22 protein-coding genes are annotated in these 23119 nt (G+C 64.3%); 11 read left to right on the top strand and 11 right to left on the bottom strand.

All coding sequences use genetic code 11. The features are described 5' to 3' along the window. The first annotated feature begins 141 nt into the window (after positions 1-141). Positions 142-1272: a polyphosphate kinase 2 gene (ppk2, locus tag ACQR0W_RS04130; protein WP_316169313.1), complete on the top strand. Its 1131-nt coding sequence runs from the start codon at positions 142-144 to the stop codon at positions 1270-1272. 10 nt (positions 1273-1282) lie between these two features. Here the strand turns inward: ppk2 and ACQR0W_RS04125 are convergent, their stop codons facing one another. Both ACQR0W_RS04125 and ACQR0W_RS04120 read right to left on the bottom strand, forming a co-directional pair. After that, entirely contained in the window at positions 1283-1534 is a 252-nt protein-coding gene (locus tag ACQR0W_RS04125) for a hypothetical protein (RefSeq protein WP_315750090.1), read from the bottom strand. Positions 1535-1712: 178 nt separating this feature from the next. Then, the gene (locus ACQR0W_RS04120; RefSeq protein ID WP_315750089.1) at positions 1713-1970 is read right to left on the bottom strand and encodes a hypothetical protein; all 258 of its coding nucleotides are present in this window, start codon (positions 1968-1970) and stop codon (positions 1713-1715) included. 761 nt (positions 1971-2731) lie between these two features. Between ACQR0W_RS04120 and ACQR0W_RS04115 the strand changes: the two genes are divergently transcribed. The 6 genes from ACQR0W_RS04115 to ACQR0W_RS04090 all read left to right on the top strand — a co-directional run bounded on the left by ACQR0W_RS04115 (position 2732) and on the right by ACQR0W_RS04090 (position 9020). Continuing rightward, the gene (locus ACQR0W_RS04115; protein ID WP_434840577.1) at positions 2732-4822 is read left to right on the top strand and encodes an AAA family ATPase; all 2091 of its coding nucleotides are present in this window, start codon (positions 2732-2734) and stop codon (positions 4820-4822) included. A gap of 74 nt (positions 4823-4896) precedes the next feature. After that, entirely contained in the window at positions 4897-5208 is a 312-nt protein-coding gene (locus ACQR0W_RS04110) for a hypothetical protein (protein ID WP_316169315.1), read from the top strand. Between the two features lie 16 nt (positions 5209-5224). Beyond that, positions 5225-6328, top strand: coding sequence for a PD-(D/E)XK nuclease family protein (locus ACQR0W_RS04105; RefSeq protein ID WP_316169316.1), 1104 nt, complete (start codon positions 5225-5227; stop codon positions 6326-6328). 760 nt (positions 6329-7088) lie between these two features. Continuing rightward, positions 7089-7802: a peptide-methionine (S)-S-oxide reductase MsrA gene (gene msrA, locus ACQR0W_RS04100; RefSeq protein ID WP_315827654.1), complete on the top strand. Its 714-nt coding sequence runs from the start codon at positions 7089-7091 to the stop codon at positions 7800-7802. A gap of 125 nt (positions 7803-7927) precedes the next feature. Then, positions 7928-8338: a peptide-methionine (R)-S-oxide reductase MsrB gene (msrB, locus tag ACQR0W_RS04095; RefSeq protein WP_315750087.1), complete on the top strand. Its 411-nt coding sequence runs from the start codon at positions 7928-7930 to the stop codon at positions 8336-8338. Positions 8339-8735: 397 nt separating this feature from the next. Then, entirely contained in the window at positions 8736-9020 is a 285-nt protein-coding gene (locus ACQR0W_RS04090; RefSeq protein ID WP_315714146.1) for a hypothetical protein, read from the top strand. A gap of 99 nt (positions 9021-9119) precedes the next feature. On the opposite strand, the gene ACQR0W_RS04085 is transcribed toward ACQR0W_RS04090, so the two are convergent. Together ACQR0W_RS04085 and ACQR0W_RS04080 are read right to left on the bottom strand one after the other, a co-directional pair. After that, a complete protein-coding gene (locus ACQR0W_RS04085) occupies positions 9120-9653 on the bottom strand; it encodes a DUF4112 domain-containing protein (RefSeq protein WP_315750086.1) in 534 nt (177 codons plus the stop codon). Positions 9654-9728: 75 nt separating this feature from the next. Beyond that, positions 9729-10688 (bottom strand): helix-turn-helix transcriptional regulator, encoded by a 960-nt coding sequence (locus ACQR0W_RS04080; protein WP_315714144.1) that lies wholly within the window; start codon positions 10686-10688, stop codon positions 9729-9731. A gap of 261 nt (positions 10689-10949) precedes the next feature. Here ACQR0W_RS04080 and ACQR0W_RS04075 point away from each other — a divergent pair, with 261 nt between their 5' ends. Both ACQR0W_RS04075 and ACQR0W_RS04070 read left to right on the top strand, forming a co-directional pair. Next, entirely contained in the window at positions 10950-11195 is a 246-nt protein-coding gene (locus tag ACQR0W_RS04075; RefSeq protein WP_315714143.1) for a hypothetical protein, read from the top strand. Between the two features lie 32 nt (positions 11196-11227). Beyond that, positions 11228-11476, top strand: coding sequence for a GCG_CRPN prefix-to-repeats domain-containing protein (locus ACQR0W_RS04070; protein WP_315714142.1), 249 nt, complete (start codon positions 11228-11230; stop codon positions 11474-11476). 24 nt (positions 11477-11500) lie between these two features. Here ACQR0W_RS04070 and ACQR0W_RS04065 read toward each other — a convergent pair whose 3' ends face one another. The 6 genes from ACQR0W_RS04065 to ACQR0W_RS04040 all read right to left on the bottom strand — a co-directional run bounded on the left by ACQR0W_RS04065 (position 11501) and on the right by ACQR0W_RS04040 (position 18486). Further along, on the bottom strand, positions 11501-11938 hold the full coding sequence (locus ACQR0W_RS04065) for a DUF5413 family protein (RefSeq protein WP_315714141.1): 438 nt from the start codon (positions 11936-11938) through the stop codon (positions 11501-11503). Between the two features lie 54 nt (positions 11939-11992). Continuing rightward, positions 11993-13642 carry a hypothetical protein gene (locus tag ACQR0W_RS04060; RefSeq protein WP_315714140.1) on the bottom strand — a complete coding sequence of 550 codons (1650 nt, stop codon included), beginning with the start codon at positions 13640-13642 and terminating at the stop codon, positions 11993-11995. 36 nt (positions 13643-13678) lie between these two features. Then, positions 13679-14971: an adenylosuccinate synthase gene (locus ACQR0W_RS04055; protein WP_315714139.1), complete on the bottom strand. Its 1293-nt coding sequence runs from the start codon at positions 14969-14971 to the stop codon at positions 13679-13681. Between the two features lie 347 nt (positions 14972-15318). Further along, the gene (locus ACQR0W_RS04050) at positions 15319-16002 is read right to left on the bottom strand and encodes an ABC transporter ATP-binding protein (RefSeq protein WP_315714138.1); all 684 of its coding nucleotides are present in this window, start codon (positions 16000-16002) and stop codon (positions 15319-15321) included. After that, positions 15995-17221 (bottom strand): ABC transporter permease, encoded by a 1227-nt coding sequence (locus ACQR0W_RS04045; protein WP_315750080.1) that lies wholly within the window; start codon positions 17219-17221, stop codon positions 15995-15997. Before ACQR0W_RS04045 ends, ACQR0W_RS04050 begins: the two co-directional genes overlap by 8 nt. Beyond that, complete coding sequence (locus tag ACQR0W_RS04040; protein WP_315827747.1) at positions 17218-18486, bottom strand: efflux RND transporter periplasmic adaptor subunit; 1269 nt, start codon at positions 18484-18486, stop codon at positions 17218-17220. The genes ACQR0W_RS04045 and ACQR0W_RS04040 overlap by 4 nt, the downstream gene beginning before the upstream one ends. A 208-nt stretch (positions 18487-18694) precedes the next feature. Here ACQR0W_RS04040 and mgtA point away from each other — a divergent pair, with 208 nt between their 5' ends. After that, positions 18695-21253 carry a magnesium-translocating P-type ATPase gene (gene mgtA, locus ACQR0W_RS04035; protein WP_316169317.1) on the top strand — a complete coding sequence of 853 codons (2559 nt, stop codon included), beginning with the start codon at positions 18695-18697 and terminating at the stop codon, positions 21251-21253. Between the two features lie 143 nt (positions 21254-21396). Then, entirely contained in the window at positions 21397-22326 is a 930-nt protein-coding gene (locus ACQR0W_RS04030; protein WP_315750078.1) for a DMT family transporter, read from the top strand. A 10-nt stretch (positions 22327-22336) separates the two neighbouring features. Here ACQR0W_RS04030 and ACQR0W_RS04025 read toward each other — a convergent pair whose 3' ends face one another. Further along, positions 22337-23119, bottom strand: coding sequence for a sulfite exporter TauE/SafE family protein (locus tag ACQR0W_RS04025; RefSeq protein WP_316169318.1), 783 nt, complete (start codon positions 23117-23119; stop codon positions 22337-22339).

The following is a 23119-nucleotide window of genomic DNA, read 5'->3' as shown; positions in this document are numbered from 1 at the left end:
GCTTTACCGCGCGAGACGATTTCGCTCGCCTCGCTGGTACCCACCTGCGGCCGGTTGATCCACGTCAACCTGACGCAGGGTCCTTGGCGGATAAAAATCGATTCACATCTCTGTTAAGCCAACAGCAGGCAGCGGAATCGCATGGCAAAGTCCAGGACCACGAAAGCCAAGGCCTCCAATGGCCGACGCATGAAGCGCGCAGCCGCCACCGTGCACGCCCCGCGCCTGCAATCAGCTGCGGGGCTCGATCCGATCGCCCAGTCGCTGGTCGACGAACAGATGCAGGCTGCGCAGATCACCGGGCTGTCGGCGTTCGAGACCGTGCTGAACGGACCGCCGGCGCTCGACGCCGACAGCGCACCGATCAGGGCCATGCTGGACGGCGCAGCACCCGACGATGCCAAGCTGATGAAGGCGCTGATCGAAGGCAAACAAGCCAAGCGCGACAGGCGCCACACCTCCGACGAGCTCGCCGACAATTGGCGCCAGGGCGGCTACCCCTACAAATACCGGATGTATCGCAAGGACTATGAGGAGCAGAAATTCATCCTGCAGACCGAACTGCTGAAGCTGCAGAACTGGATGAAGGATGCGCGGCAACGCCTGGTGCTGCTGTTCGAGGGCCGCGATGCCGCCGGCAAGGGCGGCACCATCAAGCGCTTCATGGAGCATCTCAATCCGCGCGGCGCCCGCGTCGTGGCGCTGGACAAGCCGAGCGACGTCGAGCGCGGCCAATGGTACTTCCAGCGCTATGTCGAGCACCTGCCGACCGCCGGCGAGATCGTGCTGTTCGACCGCTCCTGGTACAACCGCGCCGGCGTCGAGCGCGTGATGGGATTCTGCTCGCAGGCCGAATATGACGAGTTCCTGCGCCAGGTGCCGGAGTTCGAGCGCAACCTCGTGCGCAGCGGCATGCACCTGATCAAGTTCTGGTTCTCGGTCAGCCGCGAGGAGCAGCGCCGCCGCTTCAAGGAGCGCGAGGCGCATCCGTTGAAGCAATGGAAGCTGTCGCCGATCGACACCGCCTCGCTCGACAAATGGGACGACTACACCCGCGCCAAGGAGGCGATGTTCTTCTCCACCGACACCGCCGACTGCCCGTGGACCGTGATCAAGTCCGACGACAAGAAGCGGGCGCGGCTGAACGCGATGCGCTGCGTGCTGCATTCGCTGCCCTATGCGGGCAAGGACGTCTCACGCATCGGCCAGGTCGACGATCTCATCGTCGGCCGCGCCAGCGTCATCCACGAGCGCGAGGAGCACGCCAACTGAGGCGACGCGCTCAGCGCCGATGACGTCGATGCGGCCCCACGCGATCGGCCGGCGGCATCGCTGCATTTGCATTCGGAAAGGCCGACGTGCCACGGCGGGCCAGTTCCGCCTGCGCCGCCGGCGTCAGCGCGCCGCCATTGAGCACGTCGCGTTCGGGATGCATGGCCGCATAGGCCGCCGGCTCGGAGAATTGGGCCGATGCCGCGGTGGCCGCCAGCGTCGACATCAGCAGAGCTGCCGCCAGGCTCCTGAATGCGATCATGATTGGTCTTCCCTGTTGCGCACCAGTTCGCGCAGGCGATGATGTAGGCAGGCGAAAGCGGCATCCCAATCACGACCGCGCGAGCCGACGGCCGTTCGTGATCGCGCCCATCGCTCAGACGTAGCGCGGCAGCCGCTGTCCGGGCAGCAGATCATAGGGGCGCCTTCCGGGCGACGCGTCATCGCCGCTGCGGCAGCCGATCATACGGGCGGAGATGAGCCGGCGGCGGAAACACGAGCACCGCGCCGGAGGCGCGCACCAGGCCCATTCGTCCCGCCGGCGTCAGTGCGCCGCCGTTGAGCACGTCGCGATCGGGATACATCGCCTGAAACGCCCCCGGCTCCTGCTCGCCGTAGAACCAACCCTGCGCCGATGCAGGCGCGGCAGTCGCCATCGACAGCAGCACGGCTGCCGCCTTCGATTTCCACATTGTCATGATTGTTCTCCAGGTTCTCAAGGGGCGGAGAGCGCGCACTCGATTGATCGATGCCCTGGTCAGGGCCCTGCCGGTCGAGGCGCGACCGCCTCTGTATTGACCATCGGATGGAGGAAATATTCGCGGCGTCCCGCCGCGCCGGCATCACGACCGCGACAATGGAATGACATCATGGTTCGAGGATCGGCGAAGCGTGATGGGATCGTGACCTGGCGGGTTGGACGTCGCGCGTCGCGCCGTCGACGATATCGCCCTTGGTCGCGAACTTGGTAGCTACCCGCCAAGGCATGGATGACGGCACCTTCCTCGCATTCGGCAGCACCGCTCAAATCGGCCAACGACGACACAAGTCGTCAAGGCGCGATGGTCTACGGACGAACGGCATGGTGCGGACGGCGAAGGCGTGTGGTCCTGGCCTCCGACGCTGAGGCCAAATCGGCTGTGATTATTCGCCGGCGATTCGGGCAAGACAGCCGGTCCCCGGGGAGAGGACGTATAGGGGTTAAAACCATCGTGCAGGGAGAGTTCGACGATAAAAGCCGAATGAAAACAACGTGAGAGGCACTTTTCTAGCCGCCGCCCGCTCACGATCCGCTGAGCCATCAATAGCTGTGTAAAACGCGGCCGCCCCACTTTCTTCCGATTTTCACACACCAAGTTTCTCGAGGCTTTTCGTCGTATTGTGGACTGTAGAAGCCAACCGCATTGCGCTTGTTTTCTTTCCGGTACAATCTCCTCGCGAGTGCGGGAAGGGGGATATTATGCGATTGGTCAGATTTCAGGTCACCAATTTTCGATCCGTTGTCGATAGTGGCTGGATCGACGCAGAGCGAGTTACAGCGCTCATCGGCGTCAATGAGTCGGGCAAAACCAATCTGTTGCTTCCGCTGTGGAAATTGAACCCGGCCCGTGAGGGTGAGATTAAGCCAACCTCGGATTATCCAAAGGGCAACTACGCTGCCGTGCGGGCGGCTCCAGGTTCATTTCCGTTCATACGTGCGGAATTCGCACCGAGTGACGCGATCAAGACGAAGCTGATCGAGCTTACGGGATTGGATGAGGCCTCGGTCGACCTTGTTTGCGTCCATCGATTTTTCGATGGGAGATACGCGGTTACGTTTCCGAAATTCAAGAAGGTGAATACGCTCAGCAGCGCGGACTTAGTTGCAATCCTAACGACCGCCGAAACTGAGATCACCGCAATGAACCAGCTCAACAAGGAGGGGAGCTTAAAGGCCGACATTCAAGCAGCCTTGGCGTCTACAAAACAGAGCGACGGACCAGTCTCGTCTTATAACACCAAAGCGCTACACGAGTTAATTGAACCATTCTTGGCGCTCATTCCTGATGTACCAGCGCCAACAAGCTCGATCGTGCCGCGCTTAAAACTACTGATTCAAGACCTGCAGGCCGCCGAGCAAAAATTATCGACTCCTGCGCCGAATGAAATCGATGCAGTGAAGCAACTAATCATCGAGAGCCTACCGCGATTCGTATATTACTCGAACTACGGAAACCTCGATTCCGAAATCTACTTGCCACACGTCGTTCAAAACCTGGCACGTGAAGACCTTGGCGCAAAAGAGGCGGCAAAGGCTAGGACACTTCGGGTCCTATTCAATTTTGTCCAACTGCAGCCACAGCAGATCTTGGAGCTCGGACGCGACTTCAAAGATCCAAACCGCCAACCGAATGAGCAGGAGATTGCAGAAATCGCGACTAAGAAGCGTGAACGCACGATCTTGTTGAACTCAGCCGGAACGGATTTGACAAAGAAGTTCCGCGAATGGTGGAAGCAAGGAAATTATACATTCGAATTTCAAGCGGACGGCGACCATTTTCGGATTTGGGTGAGCGATTCAAGGCGACCTGAAAAGATCGAACTTGAAGATCGCAGCAGTGGACTACAATGGTTTCTGAGCTTCTACCTTATTTTCCTGGTGGAAAGCAGCGGTGTTCATGCCGATGCGATCTTGCTCCTGGACGAGCCAGGACTCTCCCTCCATCCGCTGGCTCAACGCGATTTGTCGACCTTCTTCGAGAGCCTTGCGTCAACTAATCAAATTTTTTACACGACACATTCACCCTTCCTCGTCGATGCTGACATGCTCGACCGCGTTCGGAAGGTCTTCGTCTCGGAGGACGGCTCAACTAAATGCTCCCCGGATTTACGGCTGGGCACCGATGATCCTCGACGAGCGGGGGCTACGTATGCGATTTACTCGGCACTCAACATGAGCCTCGCCGAAAGCATCCTATACGGCTGTCATCCGGTGATCGTGGAGGGCCCGTCGGACCAGCATTACCTAGCTCTTATAAAAACTGTCCTGATCGCGAACAAGAAGATAAGCCCAAAGCGAGAGATGGTCTTCCCGCCCTCGCACGGCGCGAACAACGCCAAGGTGATTGCGAGCATCCTTGGCGATAAAGATGAGGTCTTGCCAAATGTATTTCTTGATGGGGACGACGCCGGCAAAAGGATGGCCCGAGATCTGCAAAATGGCTTGTATCAAAGCGCAAAAGGCAAGGTAAAAACGACGGAGAAGTATGTCATCTTCGCTAATTCAGAGATCGAAGACCTTTTCCCACAGGGCTTCCTTGTCGGAGCCATTGATCGCTGGGGACGCAAAGCAGATGTGCCATTTGCCGACGTAGTGAAGCCGGGAGAGCCTATTGTTCCGCAGATCGAGGCATGGGCGAAGGTACAAGGCGTTGCGCTTCACGATGGATGGAAGGTGGACGTGGCTCGCGAGGCCAAGAGGCGAGCCTTGGAGTCGACCAAACCTCTTTTCGATGAAGCCACCTTGGATACCTGGAAAAAGCTTTTTGAGGATCTGCAGAGCGAGAGCTAATATTCAGCTCGCGTGCTCGGCGTTTTCTCGTTCGCCCGCCCCCTTGCGCGACCTTAGAGCTAGGATGCACCCAAATGACCGAATCCAAGGAGAAGCGAAAAGTATATCTTGCCCGTCGCGCCGAGATGCTGGCAGCGATGGTGGTTACACGCGCTCAACTCAACAAGAAGAAGAATCGGAAGGCCGCGGGTCACGAAAGACATCCCGAGGCCGACCCCGACTTGGTCGACGTTTGGGATGACGTTATCGACACCTCGCGACCGGCCACCGGCGATGAAGCGGAGGCGATCAAAAAGATCAACAAGGGATGGGTTTCGAATGCCTGGGGCCGGCTGCAGGGCAGCCCAACGCAGGGTGGCCTGCCATCGCTCGGAAAACGTCGATAATCCAGTTGAAAATCCAATGTCCTCCCTATTTTGGAACTTGTTCAAATACAGAGACGGAGAAATGAGATCTCCTCGCGAGGATTATCTCACAGAGTGCTTTGCCAATGTCTTCAATCGATTGCCACCGTCTGCGCAGCGATACCTAGTTTCGGAACTACTTATCCCGGAATCTTTGAAGCAGGCGTTCGATCAGATACTAGAAACAGCCGCACCGCTGAAGATGGAGACTCAGCATTACATCGAGGGCGGGCGGATTGACCTGGTACTTTACGCAGGCGGTCATCCGTTGGTTGCGATCGAAAACAAGATCAATGCGCCCGTTTTAGACCAACAACTCGTACGATACGGACAATGGATCCGAAGCGAAGCGGCCGGTCCGATAGCGGTAGTTTGCTTTCTTACCCATCTTACCCAACCGCCGAGTGGCTTTCTTTCCGGCAGAGCATCAAGTGGCCATGCCGTTCCTCACATCACCACGTGGGCCGGAGTCGCTGACTTGCTCATGCGTCTTTTAAGGAACAAAGAGCTGGACGCAGCAGCGATGCTGCTATGCAACGAACTAAGATATTTCTTGGAGGAGAACGATATGAGCACCGAGTACGCAGGGCGCGACGAATTTGCTGCCGCTCTCCTTTATCTCCGGGCTGGCTCCTTAATGGACCGCACATTTAGTGACATCTACTCACATATCAAATCGCTCGACGGTCATTTCAGAAGGAACGAGTCATCGAGAGAGTATAGCTTGCAATTTAGGACTGAGCTGAAGCTGATTTGGGGCTGGGCCTATTTGACGCACCCGAACTTCAACGAGTTGTTCTTTGGCTACGGCATCGCACTAGAGCCGCAGACGGTCTTCAAGGGCGGAACTATTCCCTCCTCAGATTCCGTTTTCATCTGCTTAGGCGCAGACGACAGGCGAGGCACTAGCGCGTTGCGCGCAGCAAGAGACATACCGGAGAAGCCCTGGACGTGGGCGGACATCACCGATTGGTTTGCTCTCGTCTGCTTCAAGCCTCTCCACGAATTCCTTCGGAATCCAACCGAATTCGCGCCCAAGATGATTTCGTGGATCGACGATGAGCAAGCGGACGTAGATAAGTTCGTGACCAATCTGAAATAGCGATGCGGTCCGTCTGTCCCGCCTGAACGTGGCCAGTTGTCCCGCCGGGCAAATCACCCTGTTTCGACAAAAGCTGTCAAGGTCTTCTGAAAAACATAAATCATTTCGCGCCGTGCCCAAATCAGGCTTATGATGTCTGCGTTTCGTTGCACGGCAGGGGACGTATCGCGATCGTCACGGACGTTGGCAGCGAAATGCGATGGATGCGGCATGTTGCAGCGGGCGAAGCGCCTGCGGACGAACGGCATGGCGCGGACGGCGAAAGCGTGTGGTCCTGGCCTCCCGACGCTGAGGCCAAGCTGGCGGTGATGATCCGCCGGCGACGGGGGCAAGACAGCCGGTCCCCGGGGAGAGCACGTATAAGCGTTAAAACCATCGCGCAGGGAGGGCCGGATCTGTCCGGCTGAACCTGTGGTACCTGCCGCCTGCATTTTTTCCGCAGGCGGGCCACGGGCCTCAGTCGAGGTCCGGCCTTCCCTGCGCCCTCCGCTTTCGGAGGGCCAATGAACCGGCATCCCTCGGGCAATTCGGGCCGCGAGAACAGATCACCATGCCTGGAACGCTCTCGCCACAACTCCCAGCGCCGTCCCGGCACCCATTGGGCGATAGCGCACGCCTCGCGCCACCCGCCTGTTCACGCAGTCGTGTCACGTCCCCCGTAACGCCGGCCGGGCACCGACGTATCTTGCAGCAGAGGCCGGACCGGGCCAGTGTTTCCGGCCGGCGAGACGAGACAAGCCCCCCTCACGAGGATCCGAAGATGCGCCTCACCCGCTCCCTTTTCGTCAAGACAGCCGTGCTCGGTGCGATGGCGGCCGGCATCCTGGCCTGGCAGCCGCTGCACGCCGCCGAGCAGGCCGTTGTGATCCCGCCGCCGGCCCAGGACCAGCCGGCCTCCGACGCGCTGGAAACCGCTGTCGTCGCCGGCGGCTGCTTCTGGGGCGTCCAGGGCGTCTACCAGCACACGGCCGGCGTGGTCAGCGCGGTGTCCGGCTATGCCGGCGGCACCAAGGCCACGGCCGATTACCGCACGGTCTCGAGCGGCACGACGGGCCACGCGGAATCGGTCCAGATCAAGTACGACCCGAAGAAGATCTCCTATGGCAAGATTCTGCAGATCTTCTTTTCGGTCGTGCACGATCCGACCCAGTTGAACCGACAGGGCCCGGACTCGGGACCGCAATATCGCTCGGCGATCTTCACCACCTCGGAGGCGCAGAGGAAGGTCGCGGAGGCCTATGTCGCCCAGCTCGACAAGGCCAAGGTGTTCGGCAAGCCGATCGTCACCAAGATCGGCAAGCTCGACGCGTTCTATCCGGCCGAGGCCTATCATCAGGACTACCTGACGCTGCACCCGAGCCAGCCCTATATTGCCTATAACGACCTGCCGAAGATCGAGAATCTGAAGAAGATCTTCGCGGAGAACTATGTCGAGAAGCCGACGCTGGTCGGCGAGGCCAAGGCAATGAACTAAGGCAACGAACTGAGGCGACGAACTAACTGGGTAACGAACTGAGGCGACGACCTGCGGCCGCGACCGAGGCCGATCAGCGCAATGACAGGGAGCGGACCAGTTCGGTCCGCCCGGAGGACAACAGGATGAGCGACACCAAGACGAGCGACAAGGTCATCAAGAGCGAGGCGGAATGGCGCGAGGAGCTGACGCCGATGCAGTACGCCGTGCTGCGCGAGAAGGCGACCGAGCGCCCGTTCTCGGGCGAATACGAGCATGAGCATCGCGCCGGGACCTACGTGTGCGCCGGCTGCGGCCAGACCCTGTTCGAGTCCGACGCCAAATTCGACTCCGGCTGCGGCTGGCCGAGCTTCACCCAGCCGGCGACGGAGAGCCACATCGACGAGGAGACCGACCATACCCACGGCATGGTCCGCACCGAGGTGCTGTGCTCGAAATGCTCCGGCCATCTCGGCCATGTCTTTCCCGACGGCCCGGGGCCGACCGGCCTGCGCTATTGCATCAACTCGGCGGCCCTGAAGCTGAAGCCGCGCTGACGTTTCCATCGGCCTCGGTTCCGTCACGGACGGTATTCGGGGCCGCTGGGCTGGCGGCCGGCGCGGCGCCGGGGGCCAAAACCGGCCACCAGGGGCGAGATTTTAGCCGTGCAGATCGGGCTCTCCTGCATTCACAAGTTGTGGATCGATTAAACCATTGAAAAAATAGGATATTTCAGTAGGCCCCGAACCAGGCCGGATTTACGATGTGAGCGTGCAGGATTCGCATTTCTGCCAAATCGGCCTATATTAGAGACCGTAACTGACTATGCAGGGCCGGGCCGCCTGGAGCGGCAAATCCCGCCCTCCACCCCCGCAATCGCTGGCGTCATTGCCAAGCTGAATGTTTTGAAAGCTCGCGTCAGCGCTTCCAGCCGACAAGAAGAGGTCTCAGACCATGCGTCCACTGCGTCCGTTCAACTTCAACACCTCTGCCGAACTGTTTCCCGCCGCCATCCGCAAGAAGAAGCGGGCGGGCTTCGCCTACCGGCGGTTCGGCACCGCGGCTGAAGCCGTGCGCTTCGCCATGGAGGAGTTGCCTGCGGATTCGCTGAATGGCGCCTACCTGCAGGTCGAGGAAGCCCGCTTCGACCAGAACGGCATCCGCACCTTGTATGAGAGCGAGGCGTTTCCGTTGCCGCGCCGGGGGGTCGACAAGGCGCAGGACGCCGATGCGGCCTGACGGCTGCCAGACCAGTCTTCAACACCCTGCCCCGCCTCGCGCGGGGCAGTTTTTTTATGGGGGTCGGTTTGCGAGGTTTTGGCCCGGTCTCGCAGCGCCTCAACGCGACTGGGTATCCAGCCACCGCCGCAGGATCTTGGCGTTGCGCATGTTGGCGCGGAACAGCACGTCGAAGGCGTCGCCCGCGACGGGGACCATGCCGATCACCCCCTCGACCGCGACATTGCCCAGCATCCGCGTAATGACGTGCCAGGGCGCGCCCAGCGCACGGGCCTCGCGCACCAGCCACAGCGACAGCGCGGTCGCGATGAGGTCGCCGACCACCGGGATCAGGCCGATGATGCCGTCGATGCCATAGCGGATGTTGGTGCCGGGCAGGACGAAGGCGACGTCGAGCAGCTTCGCCACGGCCTCCAGCCGCGCGATGCGCTGCTCACGGGTCAGATTGCCGAAGGGATTGGCGGTGTTGAAATCGAAGCGCACACCGTCCGGACCGACGAAGGCGCCGTTGAACGAGGACCGGAAGGAGCCCTGCGGGATCTCACGTCCGTCCTGGTCGATGATCGGTCCGCGCGCCTCATTGGCGTCGAAGTGCGCCTGCGAGGCGCGTCCGCGGCGGGGCGAGGGAGCCATGTGGTCTTGCATACCCATGAGATGGCAACGCGCGGGGCTCGGCACAAGTTGCGTCGAACCGCCGCCTTGTCTCGCCTAGCGGCCCCGGGCGCCGGTCGGCGTCAGCCCGAAGCGGCGCCGGAAGCAGCGGTTGAAATAGGACAGGTCGTTGAAGCCGCAGGCAAACGCGATGTCGCTGATGCGGCGTCCGCCGCCGGCCAGCAGGTCCATGGCCTTGCGCAGGCGCAGCTCGTTCAGCCGGGCCGAGAAGCCGGCGCCGGCCTCATGCAGCAGGTCATTGACGTAGCGCTCGGACAGCCCGGCCGCGACGGCGAGCTTCTGCGCCGAAAAATCCGGCTCGGTGAAGCGGCTGTTCAGAATGGTCAGCAGCCCCGCCAGGCGAACGCTGCGCAGGCCGCCGCGGCCGGCCTTGCGCATCGCGTCGCCGCGCACACCGAGCCCGAGCGCCACCAGATCGAGCAGATGCTGCGCGATCGCCGGGCCGGCCTCGTCGGCCGCGGCGGGATGGGCGAGCAGCAGCTCGCTGTAATCCATCGCCAGCGACAGCGCGCCGCCCGGCGCCAATTCGCGTCCGACCAGATCATCGACACCGGAGACCATCGAGCGCAGCGTCATCATCGGCAGATGCACGTTGACGAAGCGCTTGTGGCTGGCGCCGTCGGCGCTGAAGAAAGGCTCATCGAGCTTGAGCAGCACCATTGCGCCGGGGCGCAGAACGAACTCGCGTCCGCGATGGACGACCATCGCCTCGCGGCTGCCGGCGTTGCGCGCCAGGCAATAGCGGTCGTCATTGGTCGCGAGCACTTGGCGCCGTTCGCGCCTGACACGGGTGAAGGTGCCGTCGCAGCGCCCGAGCAGGGTGGTCCCGATGTGGATCGCGTTCATTGCGGCGCGAAACGGCACGTCCTCGGCCGGATCGAGCTCACCCGTGTTGGAGAAGTGCTCGAACAATTCCGCAAAGCACAAGAAGCGCTGCCTGTCGTCGAGCCCTTTCGGCAGCATGTCGGTCGACAGCATTTTCCTGACGATGGTCATCGAAATCGGACCCGAGGCAAAGGAATTTCCGAAGCAACGCGATCAATGTGGCAGCGGCGGGATGAACGGCCGCTGAAGTCGGCAGAGCTCATCGAGACGGGATCGGGAGCGCCGATCAGTCCAAGTCGCGCGACCGTTCATGCCGATGAGTCCAAGACAGCGGCAACGGGTTCAACTAGCGATGCCGATGGACGCACGCGGACATGCGTTGCGGCCTGCACCCTTCAAGTCGAACAGCCATGAGTACGAGGAGAGATTGAAATGACCATGTCTTCCGCGGCCCGCAAGCTCTGCCTCGGCGCCGCCCTCGCGGGTTGCATCGGGATCGGCTACGCGCTCGGCGCGCAGCCGCACATGACCGCGACTATCACCATGCTGCAATCGGCGCGGGCCGAGCTGGCTCAGGCGACACCGAACAAGGGCGGCCATCGCGAGCGCGCGCTGGGGCTGATCGATCAGGCCATCACCGAGGTGCGTGCCGGCATCGCCTTCGCTGCCGGCGGCTGACCCTTTCGCAAATCACACCAGGGAGACCATCGATGCGAACCATCCTCACCAGCGCGCTCCTGTTGGGAGTTCTCACCGTCGGCGCATCTGCGATGCCGCTGGCTCCGATCGACGCCGGATCCAAGCCTGAGGTGATCCAGGTCGCCGGTGGCTGCGGCCCGGGCTGGCACCGCGGTCCCTATGGCGGATGCCTGCGCAACTACGCCAATCCGGCGGCGCACGCCTGCCCGCGCGGCTTTCACATCGGCCCCGGCGGCCGCTGCCGCGGCAACGGCAGGTAGGGCTGATCGGCTCGTGCGATCGGCTTACGCAGTCGGCGGCTCAGTAACGACCGCCGGCTGCGGCTCCTCAACGAATCTGTGCACCAGCCACGATGACACCGTCGCCGGGATGAAGCCGACCAGCCCGTACAGGATCCACTGCACGATGCCGTATTCGGAGCCATGCGAGGCGTAGTTGAAGGCCGCGAGCAGGAAGGCGATGCCGCCCACCAGCAGCATCCGCAACGTCGGCCCGATGCGCCTGACGTGGAACAGGATGTCGTCGATCGCGCACATCATCAGCGCCGGCAAGAAGCCGAACAGGTAGCTGTATTGCAGCGAGGTGACGAAGACCTTGAACAGCTTGGCCACTTCGCCCGGATTGGTGTTGGTCCAATAACCGGACATGTAGGTCGTGACCAGGAGCAGCGCGAAGCCGCCCAGCGCCGGGCCTACGGCAACGAAGATGAGATATCGCTTCATGCCCAATCTCCTGCCTCGGCGATTCGCCGAACGCGCGAGGCGCGTGCGGCCTGCTCAGTCACCCCACAGCGCGAAGGCGTCGTTGAACGCGCGCTCGCCCGGCGCGCCCTTCTCGATCGCGATGATGGCCCGGCGCTGATTGGTGTAGACCAAGGGAACGTCGAACCAGGAGCGCTCCTTCAGGAGCTGCACGTTGCGGGTCCGGTCGGCGTCGACGTTGGACAGGCCGACCAGGAAGAAGCCGTCGGTGACCTTCACCGCAAGGCCCGCCAGCGGCGTTCCGCGTGACTGTTCGTTGGACTTCATCAGGATGCCCGGCACGTTGCCGACGCCGCCGCCCGAGAAGTCCTGCGGCAGGATGAAGGTGAGCTCGGCGGTGTGGCTCGCCGGCAGCGACGTGTCGGTGTTGCGGCGGAACGACATCGTCATCTTGAACTTGCGATCGGGAATCTCGATGTCGGCGCGCACCGCGATATCGGCCTTCTGCGTGCCCGTCGCCTTGATCTGCTCGGTACGCCAGACCACCGAGCCGATGTACTGCTTGCCCTTCGGATCGGCGGGATCCTCGTCATACAGCACGACGCGCTGTGCGACCGGCGCGATCTGGTCCGAGGACGGCGACTGGCCGACGCGGTCGGTGATCTTCGGCTTGCTCAGCGGCGCGCCGGTGTCCTTGGGCGCCTCGACCGTCGAGGACGATTTGAACAGGCCGTTGACCATCCCGACCAGCGGCCGGCCCCACAGAATTCCGGCGCCGATCAGGATCAGCACGATCCCGGCGGCGATGGCGGCCTTGAACGGAAAGGTCGAGCCGCTGCGCTCCGGCTTCTTCTTGCCCTCGCGATCCGGAGCGGCGCCACGCTGGCGGGTCGAGGTGGCCGGCAGCGCGTAGCGCTCGGCCTCCTGGACCGACTCGTCATAGGAGTACGGCGCCTCGGGCAGCGGCGGCCGGTCATCGTCGTCGCCCTCGAGCCGATCGAGATCGGTGGCCGGAACGTTGGCGTAGGTCTTGCGCGCCGCGCGGTTGGCCTGCGCGGTGGCCTTGCCGAGATCGTCGACATCAGCGGTGATGTCGCGGAAGCCGCGCATGGCGGGCGGCGTTGCCGGATTGCCGTTGTCCTGAGCACCGCGGCGGGCGGCAGCCGGACGTTCGCGCACGGGAGGCGCCGCCCCATCCTGTGGAGGCGTTTGAGGCGGCTGGGGCCGCGGTGGCACAGCTGGTGCGCCAGCGGCAGCCGGCGGCGCTTCCGGTCGCGGATTGCGCGCCGGACGCAGCTCGGCCGTCTCGGCGCCGAGCGGCGGCCGCTCGGCCCGGGCAGCAGCCGGGCCCGCCGGTCGTGGCCGGGGGGCGGCAGTGGCGGCCTGGTCTGGAGTCGGAGTGGGCTGAGCCGAGGGGGCTGCCGGAGCATCCGAATTGCGCGCACCGGCCCGCCGGAGGGCATCGCCTGGGCGGGCAGCGCCACTGGACGCCCGCTGCGCCTCGCGGGCACGCTGGGCTGCTTCCGCCTCGACCTTGCGAACGGCCTCCTCGAGCGACAGCCGCTCGCGCGTGATCTCGGACTCGCTGAGCGGCGGCTGGACGCTGCGCAACTGTGCGATCAACGCCGCCCGGGCCCGCTCGTAAAGCGCACGCCGGCTTTCCCCGGGAGCGTTGGGGTCCAATCCGGCAATGGCACGGGCTATCAGCGGGTAGTAGTCGGCCATATCAACTCAATTCGCGCGCTCAGCTGTCGGGTCCCGTCACGCCTCGAAGGGATTCTGGACCAGAATAGTATCCTCGCGTTCGGGGCTGGTGGAAAGCAGCGCGATCGGGCAACCCACCAGTTCCTCGATGCGCCGGACGTATTTGATGGCCTGTGCCGGCAGATCGGCCCAGGAGCGCGCGTTCGCCGTCGGCTGTTTCCAGCCTTCGATCGTCTCGTAGATCGGTTCGACCCTGGACTGCGCGCCCTCACCTGCCGGGAAATGATCGATCTCCTTGCCGTCCAGCCTGTAGCCGGTGCAGACATCGATGGTGTCGAAACCATCGAGAATGTCCAGCTTGGTCAGCGCAAGACCGTTAATGCCGCAGGTCCGGACCGCCTGACGGACCAGGACCGCATCGAACCAGCCGCAACGACGCGGCCGGCCGGTATTCGTTCCGAATTCGCGGCCACGCTCGCCGATCTTGCGGCCGGTCTCGTTGTCCTGCTCGGTCGGAAACGGCCCCTGCCCGACCCGGGTCGTGTAGGCCTTGCACAGGCCGAGCACGTAGCCGATCGCGCCCGGCCCGAGGCCGGCGCCGGTGGCCGCCTGCGCCGCCACCGTGTTGGACGAGGTCACGTAGGGATAGGTGCCGTGGTCCACGTCGAGCAGCGCACCCTGCGCGCCCTCGAACAGCATGCGCTTGCCTTCGCGGCGCTTGATGTCGAGCAGCCGCCAGACCGTCTCCGCATAGGGCAGCAGCTTCGGCGCGAAGGCGGTCAGCTCGCGCAGGATCTGCTGGCCGTCGATCGGCTCGAGGCCGAGGCCGCGGCGGAGCGCATTATGGTGCGCGAGCAGGCGGTCGATCTTGTGCGGCAGCGTATCGAGATCGGCGAGGTCCATCAGCCGGATCGCGCGCCGGCCGACCTTGTCCTCATAGGCCGGGCCGATGCCGCGGCGGGTGGTGCCGATCGCGGTCGCCGCGCTCGCGGATTCCCGCAGCGCGTCGAGTTCACGGTGCAGCGGCAGGATCAGCGTGACGTTCTCGGCAACGCGCAGATTGTCCGGGCTGATGGCGACGCCCTGCGACTGGAGCTTGCCGACCTCGTCCAGGAAGGCCTGCGGATCGAACACGACGCCATTGCCGATCACCGACAGCTTGCCGGTGCGCAGCACGCCCGACGGCAGCAGCGCCAGCTTGTACGTCGCGCCGTTGATGACAAGCGTATGACCGGCGTTGTGGCCGCCCTGGAAGCGAACGACGATGTCGGCCTGCTCCGACAGCCAGTCGACGATCTTGCCCTTCCCCTCGTCACCCCATTGGGCGCCGACGACGACGACGTTAGCCATTCGCAGCTCTTTCCTCTGCCAAGATCCAAAACAGCACGATCGGTTCGGACGAAATCGCTTCCGATGAGGGGCCAGCCTGGCCAACCATGCGCCCAGCCCAAATCGCGGCCAGGACCGCTCGCTTGCGAGGCGACCCACCGGATAAAGGAAGCCGCCGGGCTAGGCAAGCGAGAACGGGCCTTCGGAGCACACAAGAGCGCCACCAAGCCTTTGATAAGCCCCAAAATTTCAAGCCGCCCCGGCTGCGGATCGGGCGACCCGGCCGTGCGCTTCTGGCGGCGCATCGACCCGGGCAGTTCCATTAAGCCTCCGAACGGCGGCGAATCTACGATCGAAGCGGCCCGCCCTCAGCTCTGGATGCGGCCGTCGACAACCTCGATGATGCGATCGCAGCGCCGGGCCAGATCAAGGTTGTGGGTGACGAGCAGGAAGCTCGTGCCGACCTCCCGATTGACGTCGCGCATCAGGCCAAAGACCGCTTCGGCAGACTTGGTGTCGAGGTTGCCGGTCGGCTCGTCCGCCAGGACCAGATCGGGGTTCATCGCCAGCGCCCGCGCCACCGCGACCCGCTGCTGCTGGCCGCCCGACATGTTGCTCGCGAGATGGTCGGCGAATTTCGCCAGCCCAACCTGGTCGAGCAGCTTCGACGCCTGCGCCTCGATCTCGGGGCCCGGGAAGCCGCGATCGACCAGCAGCGGCATCATCACGTTCTCCTTGGCCGTGAAGGCAGAGATCAGGAGATGAGACTGAAAGATGAAACCGATGGTATGGCCGCGCAGATGGGTGAGCTCGGTATCACTGAGCGACGCAGTATCCTGGCCCTTGATCGTCAACCGGCCGGAGGTCGGCCGGTCCAAGAGACCGACGATGTTCAGCAGAGTGCTCTTGCCGGAGCCGGACGGACCGATCAGCGCGACGAACTCGCCGCGGTCGACCTCGATGTCGATGTCGTGCAGCACCTCGGTCTCGGTCGGCAGCCCGACATTGTAGGCCTTGCAGACCTTCTCCAGTCGCAGCAGGACCTCAGCCACGGATCGCCACCACCGGATCGAGCTTGGCCGCGCGCAGCGCCGGCGCGGTCGCGGCGAGCAGGCCCGTCACCGTCGCGAGCAGGGCCGTGATGAGAAACAATCGGCGTTCGAGGATCAACGGAAACAACTCCGAGCCATCGGCCTGGCGCTGCACCGCATGCCAATAGATCAGCGCACCCGCGCCCATTGCCGCGCCGAACAGCGAGCCGACGAAGCCGAGCAGCCCGCCCTGCAGCAGGAACACGCGCAAGATCTGTCCGCGCGAGGTGCCCATCGCACGCAGGATCCCGATCTCCTTGGAGCGCTGGATCACCGAGACGATCAGCACGGCCGCGATGCCGAACGCGACCGAGAGCGCGACGAAGACGCGGATCAGCGTGTTGGATGTCGCCTGCGCGCGCACCGCCGTGAAGAACTGCGCGTTGGTCTTGATCCAACTGTCGGCCTTGACGCGATTGGCGGCCTGGATGCGCTGCGCAATGTCCTCAGCGGCATAGATGTCCCGTACGGTGATGTCGATCGTGGTGACGCCGCCGACCATGCCGAGCAGCGACTGCGCCGTGCGCAGCGCGACATAGGCGGAGCGCTGATTGGCGCCCTTGCTGCCGAGATCGACGAGACCAGTCACGATCAGCACGCGGTTGGCGCCGGATGCCGCCTGAACATTGAGCTTGTCGCCGACGATCGCGCCGAGATCCCTGGCGAGCTCGGTACCTATGATGATGTCCTCGCTGGTCAGCCGCGGCTCGCCGGCGACGATGTAGTCCGGCACGCGCACGATTGTGAAGTAGCTCTCCGGCTCGATGCCGGACAGCGTCACGGCGCGGCTGGCGTCGCCGCGAATGGCGAGGGCGGAGCCGGAGATGGTCGGCGACACCGCCGATATCTCCGGCATCGCCAGCATCTGATTGCGGATCTTCGGCCATTGATCGATCGAGATCACGCGCTGGCTCGGACGCTGCACGATGGCATCCTCGATCACGCCATTGTCGTTGCGCAGGGGACGCGCAACCTGATCCGGCGTCAGCAGTTGGATCTGCGGCTGCGAGGTCAGCACCCGCTTGATGAAATTGGCTTCGAGGCCGGCCAGCATCGCCGACATGAACACGATGACGCCGACGCCGATCGCGATGCCGCCGATGATGAACAAGGTCTGCAGCCGGCCCTCGCGCAGGAAACGCACCGCCGCGATCCACTCGAAGGGCAGCCAGCGGTTCACGGCAGCACCGGGCGGAAGCGCTGGCCGGTCAGGATGCCGGAACTCTGGGGCACGGCGATGTCACCGGCGTTCAAGCCGTCGACGATCTCGACATGGCTGTTGCCGCGGATGCCGACGCGCACCGGCTGCTTGGCGGCGCGGCCATCCTTCACCCCGAGCACCCAGGGCTGTCCCGAGGTGATATCGTGAACCGAGCGCACCGGCAGCTCCAGCGTATCCTTGCGGGAGGCGACCTCGATGTCGACAGACACCGTCATGTCCTGGCGCAGATAGTCGGGCGGGTCCTTGACGATCAGCTTGACCTGGACGGACGCGCGGGAAATATCGATGCCGGGATTGATGTAGCTGACCACAGCGGGGAAGCGCCTGTCGGGGTAGGCATCGGCCGACGCGAGCGCCGTCTGGCCGAGCGCCAGCTTGCCGAGATTGCGCTCGTCGATCTGCAGGACGAGCTGGAGATCGCCGGCAGGCGCCAGGACGAGCAGCGTCTTGCCGGGCTGCGCCACGGTGCCGCGCTCGACACTGCGCGTGATCAGCACGCCGTCGCGCGGCGCCGAGATCGTCGCATAGCCGAGACGCGACTGCGCCGTGTCGAGATTGGCGCGCGCCTGGTTCAGCTGCGTCTCGGCCATGACGTAGTCGCTGCCGCCGGGGCTCGCCGTGAAGACCTGGAATTCGGCGGCACGCTTCTGGGCCAGCGCAACGTCGAGCGTCTTCTGGGCCTCGTCGAGCGCCGCGCGCGTGGCATAGCCGTTGCCGGTCAGCTGCGACGTCCGGTCATAGGTCTGCTGAGCATTGAGCAAGGTCGCCTGCACCTGGCGCAAAGCCTCCTTCGCCGACGGCAAGGTCAGCTCGGCGAGCTGGCGCATCCGCGCCTCGGCCTGCGCCACCTGCCCTTGTGCCTGCACCACCGCAGCCTTCAGCTCGCGCGACTCCAGCGAGATCAGCGGCTGGCCCTTGGTGACGTGCTGGCCTTCCAGCACCAGCACCTCCTCGACGGTGCCGGTGATCTGGCTGCCGATCTCGACGCGGAACGGCGTCTCGACGTGACCGCTGGCAACGACGGTCTCGACGAGGTCGCCGCGCCGGACCTGATCGACCACGATGGCAGGCCCAAGCATGACCCGGACGCTTTGCCAGCCGCCAAGGCCGAGCAGCACGATGATGGCGAGAGCGAACCAGCGATGCGCCCAGACCGCCGCTAGGACGGTCGGACCAACGGCGGCTTTCGTAGGGGACGGGAGAGCTGCGGCATGATCGGCCATAGTCGTCAACACAAACTCGTCAATGCGGATGATGCCCAGTGACGCGCCATCCATTCCTTGAGTGCGGCCGTCAGCCCGCGGCGCATTGCACACAAAGCTAGGGGATCGCGACAGCAGGATGTTGCGCTAGGTCAACCGGCGGACGATCGTTCATGCAAATCAGGCATGATGACCATTACCAATCATCCACGAACATGAACGGACGCATGTGAGCACTGATACGACCCCCGGCCTGCACCGGTTCTGGCGCCTGTCGCCTGCGCAGGCAGGCGCAGCGCTGGGCTGCGACCTGGACGGCCTCGGCAGAGCCGACGCCGAGCAGCGGCTGCAACGCTACGGCCGGAATGCCGACTCCCCATCGCATGTCGTGGGGCCGATGCGCGCCGTGCTCCGCCGCCTGCTCGAGCCGCTATCGCTGATCCTGCTGGTGGCCGGCATCATCTCGATGGTGACGGGCGACGTGATCGGCGGCGCCATCATCGTCCTCATCCTCACGCTGTCGATCGGACTCGATACGGTTCAGGAGGGGCATGCCGTCAAGGCGGCCGAGGAGCTCCGCCGCTCCGTGGCCCTGAAGGCCGAGGTCAAGCGGGACGGCGCCTATCGCGAGATCGACGTCGACGCCGTCGTTCCCGGAGACATCCTGCGCGTCCGCGCGGGCGACATCGTTCCTGCCGATGCGCTGATCATCGAAAGCAAGGCCTTCACTGCCGGCGAGGCGGCGCTGACGGGAGAGCCCTATCCCGTGACGAAACAGGCCGGTATTCCCAGCGATGAGAATGACACGTCGAATGCGCTGTTTCGTGGCTCCGTGGCTCAGACCGGAGAGGCCGTCGCGCTCGTCGTCAACACCGGGCCGAACACGATGTTCGGCGCTGCCGCCTCGGCGCTGGCCGAAGCGCAGGCCCGCACGCCGTTCGAGCGCGACCTGCACGAGTTCGGCCTCGTCATCGCGCGGCTGACGCTGGCGCTGGTCGTGATCGTGCTCGCGGTGCGCGTCGTGTTCGGCCGTGATGTGCTCGACTCGCTGTTGTTCTCGGTGGCGCTGGCCGTCGGACTGACGCCCGAGCTGCTGCCGATGATCACCACCGTGACCCTGTCGCGCGGCGCGCTTCGCATGGCCAACCGCAAGGTGATCGTGAAGCGGCTCGCGGCGATCCATGATCTCGGCGCGATGTCGGTGCTGTGCACCGACAAGACGGGAACATTGACCTCAGCAGAGATCACGCTCGCCCGAAGCATCGCGCCCGACGGCAGCGACGACCCGCGAGCCGCGGAGCTCGGCGCGATCGCTGCCGCGCTCGGCGGCGATCGGGGCTCGCTCGACACCGCGCTCATCGCCGGCGCGGACCGTGCGGCAGCAGGATGGACCCTGGGCGGACAGCAGACCTTCGACTTCTCGCGCCGGCTCGGCTCGGTGCTGGCGATCCGCGGGGCAGATCAGATCCTGATCGTGAAGGGCGCGCCAGAGGCGGTGATCGAGCTCTGCACGCAGCAACGGCAGGGCAGCGCGACTACGCCGATCGACGCCAGCGGCCGCAACGAGATGTGCGCGCGCGTTCACGCGCTGGCGCGCGAGGGCCTGCGCACGGTCGCAATCGCGTCACGGCCCTGGACCGGCGCGCCGCGCGAGGTCGAGACCGATGACGAGCAGGAACTGATCTTCGAGGGTCTGTGCGCGTTCGCCGATCCGCCAAAGCCGACCGCAGCCGCGGCCATCGCACAGCTTGCGCGCGCCGGCATCGCGCTGAAGATCCTTTCCGGCGACGATCCGGTCGTGGTCAAGCGACTGGCCGGGCTGGTCGGGCTGAGGGCGGATCGCGTGCTGTCCGGCAGCGACATCGCCGAGCTCAGCGATGACGCGCTCGCGGTGCAGGTGCGCTCGGCCGACGCGTTTGGCCGGCTCGCCCCCGATCAGAAATCGCGCATCGTCAAGGCGCTGCAGGCCTCGGGCCACGTCGTCGGCTTCCTGGGTGACGGCATCAACGACGCGCCGGCGCTGAAGGTGGCCGACATCGGCCTGTCGGTCGACGGCGCCACCGCCGTGGCGCAATCCGCCGCCGACATCATCCTGCTCGCCTCCGATCTCGAGGTTGTCGCCGACGGTGTGGAGGAAGGGCGGCGCACCTTCGCCAACATCCTGAAATACGTGCGAATGGGCGCGAGCTCGAATTTCGGCAACATGCTGTCCATGGCGGTCGCTTCGATCATACTGCCCTTCCTGCCGATGCTGCCGACGCAGATCCTGCTCAACAACCTGCTCTATGATCTCTCCGAACTCGGCATCCCGTTCGATCGTGTGAGTCCGCAGGCCACCGCGCGGCCGCAGCGCTGGGACATGAAGCGGCTGCTGCGCTTTGCCGCGATCATGGGCCCGCTGTCGTCGCTGTTCGATTTTCTCACTTTCGGCGCCCTGCTCTATTTGTTCCATGCGACGCCCGACGAGTTCCGGACCGCCTGGTTCCTCGAATCGATGGCGACCCAGATCCTCGTCATCTTCATCATCCGGACCAACGGACGGCCATGGAGCAACCGCGCCGATCCGATGCTGACTGCGTCGTCACTGACCGCGCTCGCCGTCGCGCTCGTCGTGCCCTTCACCCCGGCCGGCGCCTGGTTCGGCTTCGTCGTGCCGCCGATCGCCGTGCTGGCCACCATCGCGGCTCTCGTTATCGCCTATCTGGTCTGCGCCGAAGGTCTCAAATCGGTCGCCGTACAGTCCACGACCTTGCGAACTCACCGGCGGCATCACCACCGCGGTTCATGACCAGCGCCGCTGCATAGTCGCGATGCATCTGCCCTCTTGATAGGCAGCTGCAATTGGTGTCTGTCGACGAGGCCGGGGAGGACCAGCGGCCGGGATGACCGGGCCGGATGCCGCGGCGCACGAACCGGGGCCAACACCGCCGCATGTCTGCCGCCGATCCCACCGCGTCCGCCGCGCCCGCGCGCGCCTGGATCGCCAACCAACCCTATGTGCTGCTCAGCATCACCGCACTGTGCTGGGCCGGCAACGCGATCGTCGGCCGGCTGGCTGCCGGGCACATTCCGCCTGTCACCCTGTCGTTCCTGCGTTGGTCACTGGCGTTCCTGATCATTCTGCCGCTGGCCTGGAAGCAGCTTCGCCAGGACTGGCCGGCGATCCGCTCCAAGCTCGGCGTCATGATCGCGCTGTCGGTGACCGGCATCGGCGCCTTCAACACGCTGCAGTACTGGTCGCTCGAATACACCCAGGCGCTCAACACGCTGCTGCTGCAATCCGGCGGTCCGCTGATCGTGGCGCTCTGGTCGATGCTGCTGCTGCGCGTGCACCTCACTTTGGCGCAGGCGATCGGCATCGTGCTGTCGATGATCGGCGTGCTGCTGATCCTCACGCGCGGCCATCCGGCGGCGCTCGCCGACATCAGCTTCAACAAGGGCGACCTGATCTTCCTGGTCGCGATGGCGGTGTTCGGCTTCTACTCGGTGCTGACGATCAAGCGGCCGCAGATCCATGGCCTGTCGATGGTCGCCTTCACCTTCGGCTGCGGAGCCGCGAGCCTGATTCCGCTGTTGATCTGGGAGCTCAACACGCGCCCGGTGATGGCGCTCGACACCCAGAACCTGCTGTCACTGCTCTACGTCGCGATCTTTCCCTCGACCATCGCCTATCTGTGCTTCAACCGCGGCGTTCTTCTGATCGGTGCCAACCGCGCAGCGCCGTTCTTCCACGTGGTGCCGGTGTTCGGCTCGATCATGGCGTTCGTCTTCCTCGGCGAGCGGCCGCAGATCTTCCACGTGATCGGCTTCGCCCTGGTGCTGAGCGGCGTCTACGCGGCCTCGCGCAAGCAGGCGACATGAGGCGAACGGTTCATCCGAGCGCCTTGAGCGTCATGCAGACGGCCATCAGCGACACAAAGCCCACCAGCAGGACGCGCAACCGTTCCGGCGGAACGCGGTTCGCGAGACGCGCGCCGACATCGGTGCCGACCGCGAGGCCGACGATCACCGCGACGAGGGTGGGCCAGGCCGGCATGGCGCCGTGCCGCCAGTAGATCCAGGCGGATGGAAGCGTCGTGGGCACCAGCGTCAGCGCCAGGCTGATCATCTGGGCGCGGTGCTGTGCCATGCCCAGCACCGCGCTCAAGCCAACCACCGTCGCGAGCCCGCCGCCGATCCCAAGAAAGCCTGAGGACACGCCGGCCGCGCAGCCAACTGCAAGGAGCGCTGCTCGATGTGGATCCGGCGCAGCGCCGGTTGCTTCGGCGGATTCCTTCGCCCGTCGCCTGCGCAGCAGCAGAGCATCGAGCAAGAATAGGTAGATCACATAGGCCCATTGCAGGACCGCCGCCGTCGTCCAGTTCGCGATCAGTGCGCCGACGATGCCGCCGACCAGGAATCCCAGGCCGAGCCAGAGCAACACCGCAGCCGTCACCCGATTGCCGCTATCCCAATAGCGCCTGATGCCGGCCGCGCTGGTCGGCGGGATCTGCGCGACCAGCGAGAGCCCTTGCGCGGCGTGCTGCTCGGCGCCGAGCAGCATGACCGCGAACACGACGAGCCCACCACCGGGAGTGACGCCGAGCAGCCCCGAAGTGAAGCCGCCGACCAGCCCGGTGCCGAGACCGGCAATGAGATCAGGAACGCTCGTCAT

Origin of the sequence: Bradyrhizobium sp. HKCCYLRH1034 (assembly GCF_051168375.1) — a bacterium.
In the GTDB taxonomy this organism is placed as follows: Bacteria; Pseudomonadota; Alphaproteobacteria; order Rhizobiales; family Xanthobacteraceae; genus Bradyrhizobium.
This window is presented reverse-complemented; position numbering and strand designations above follow the sequence as displayed.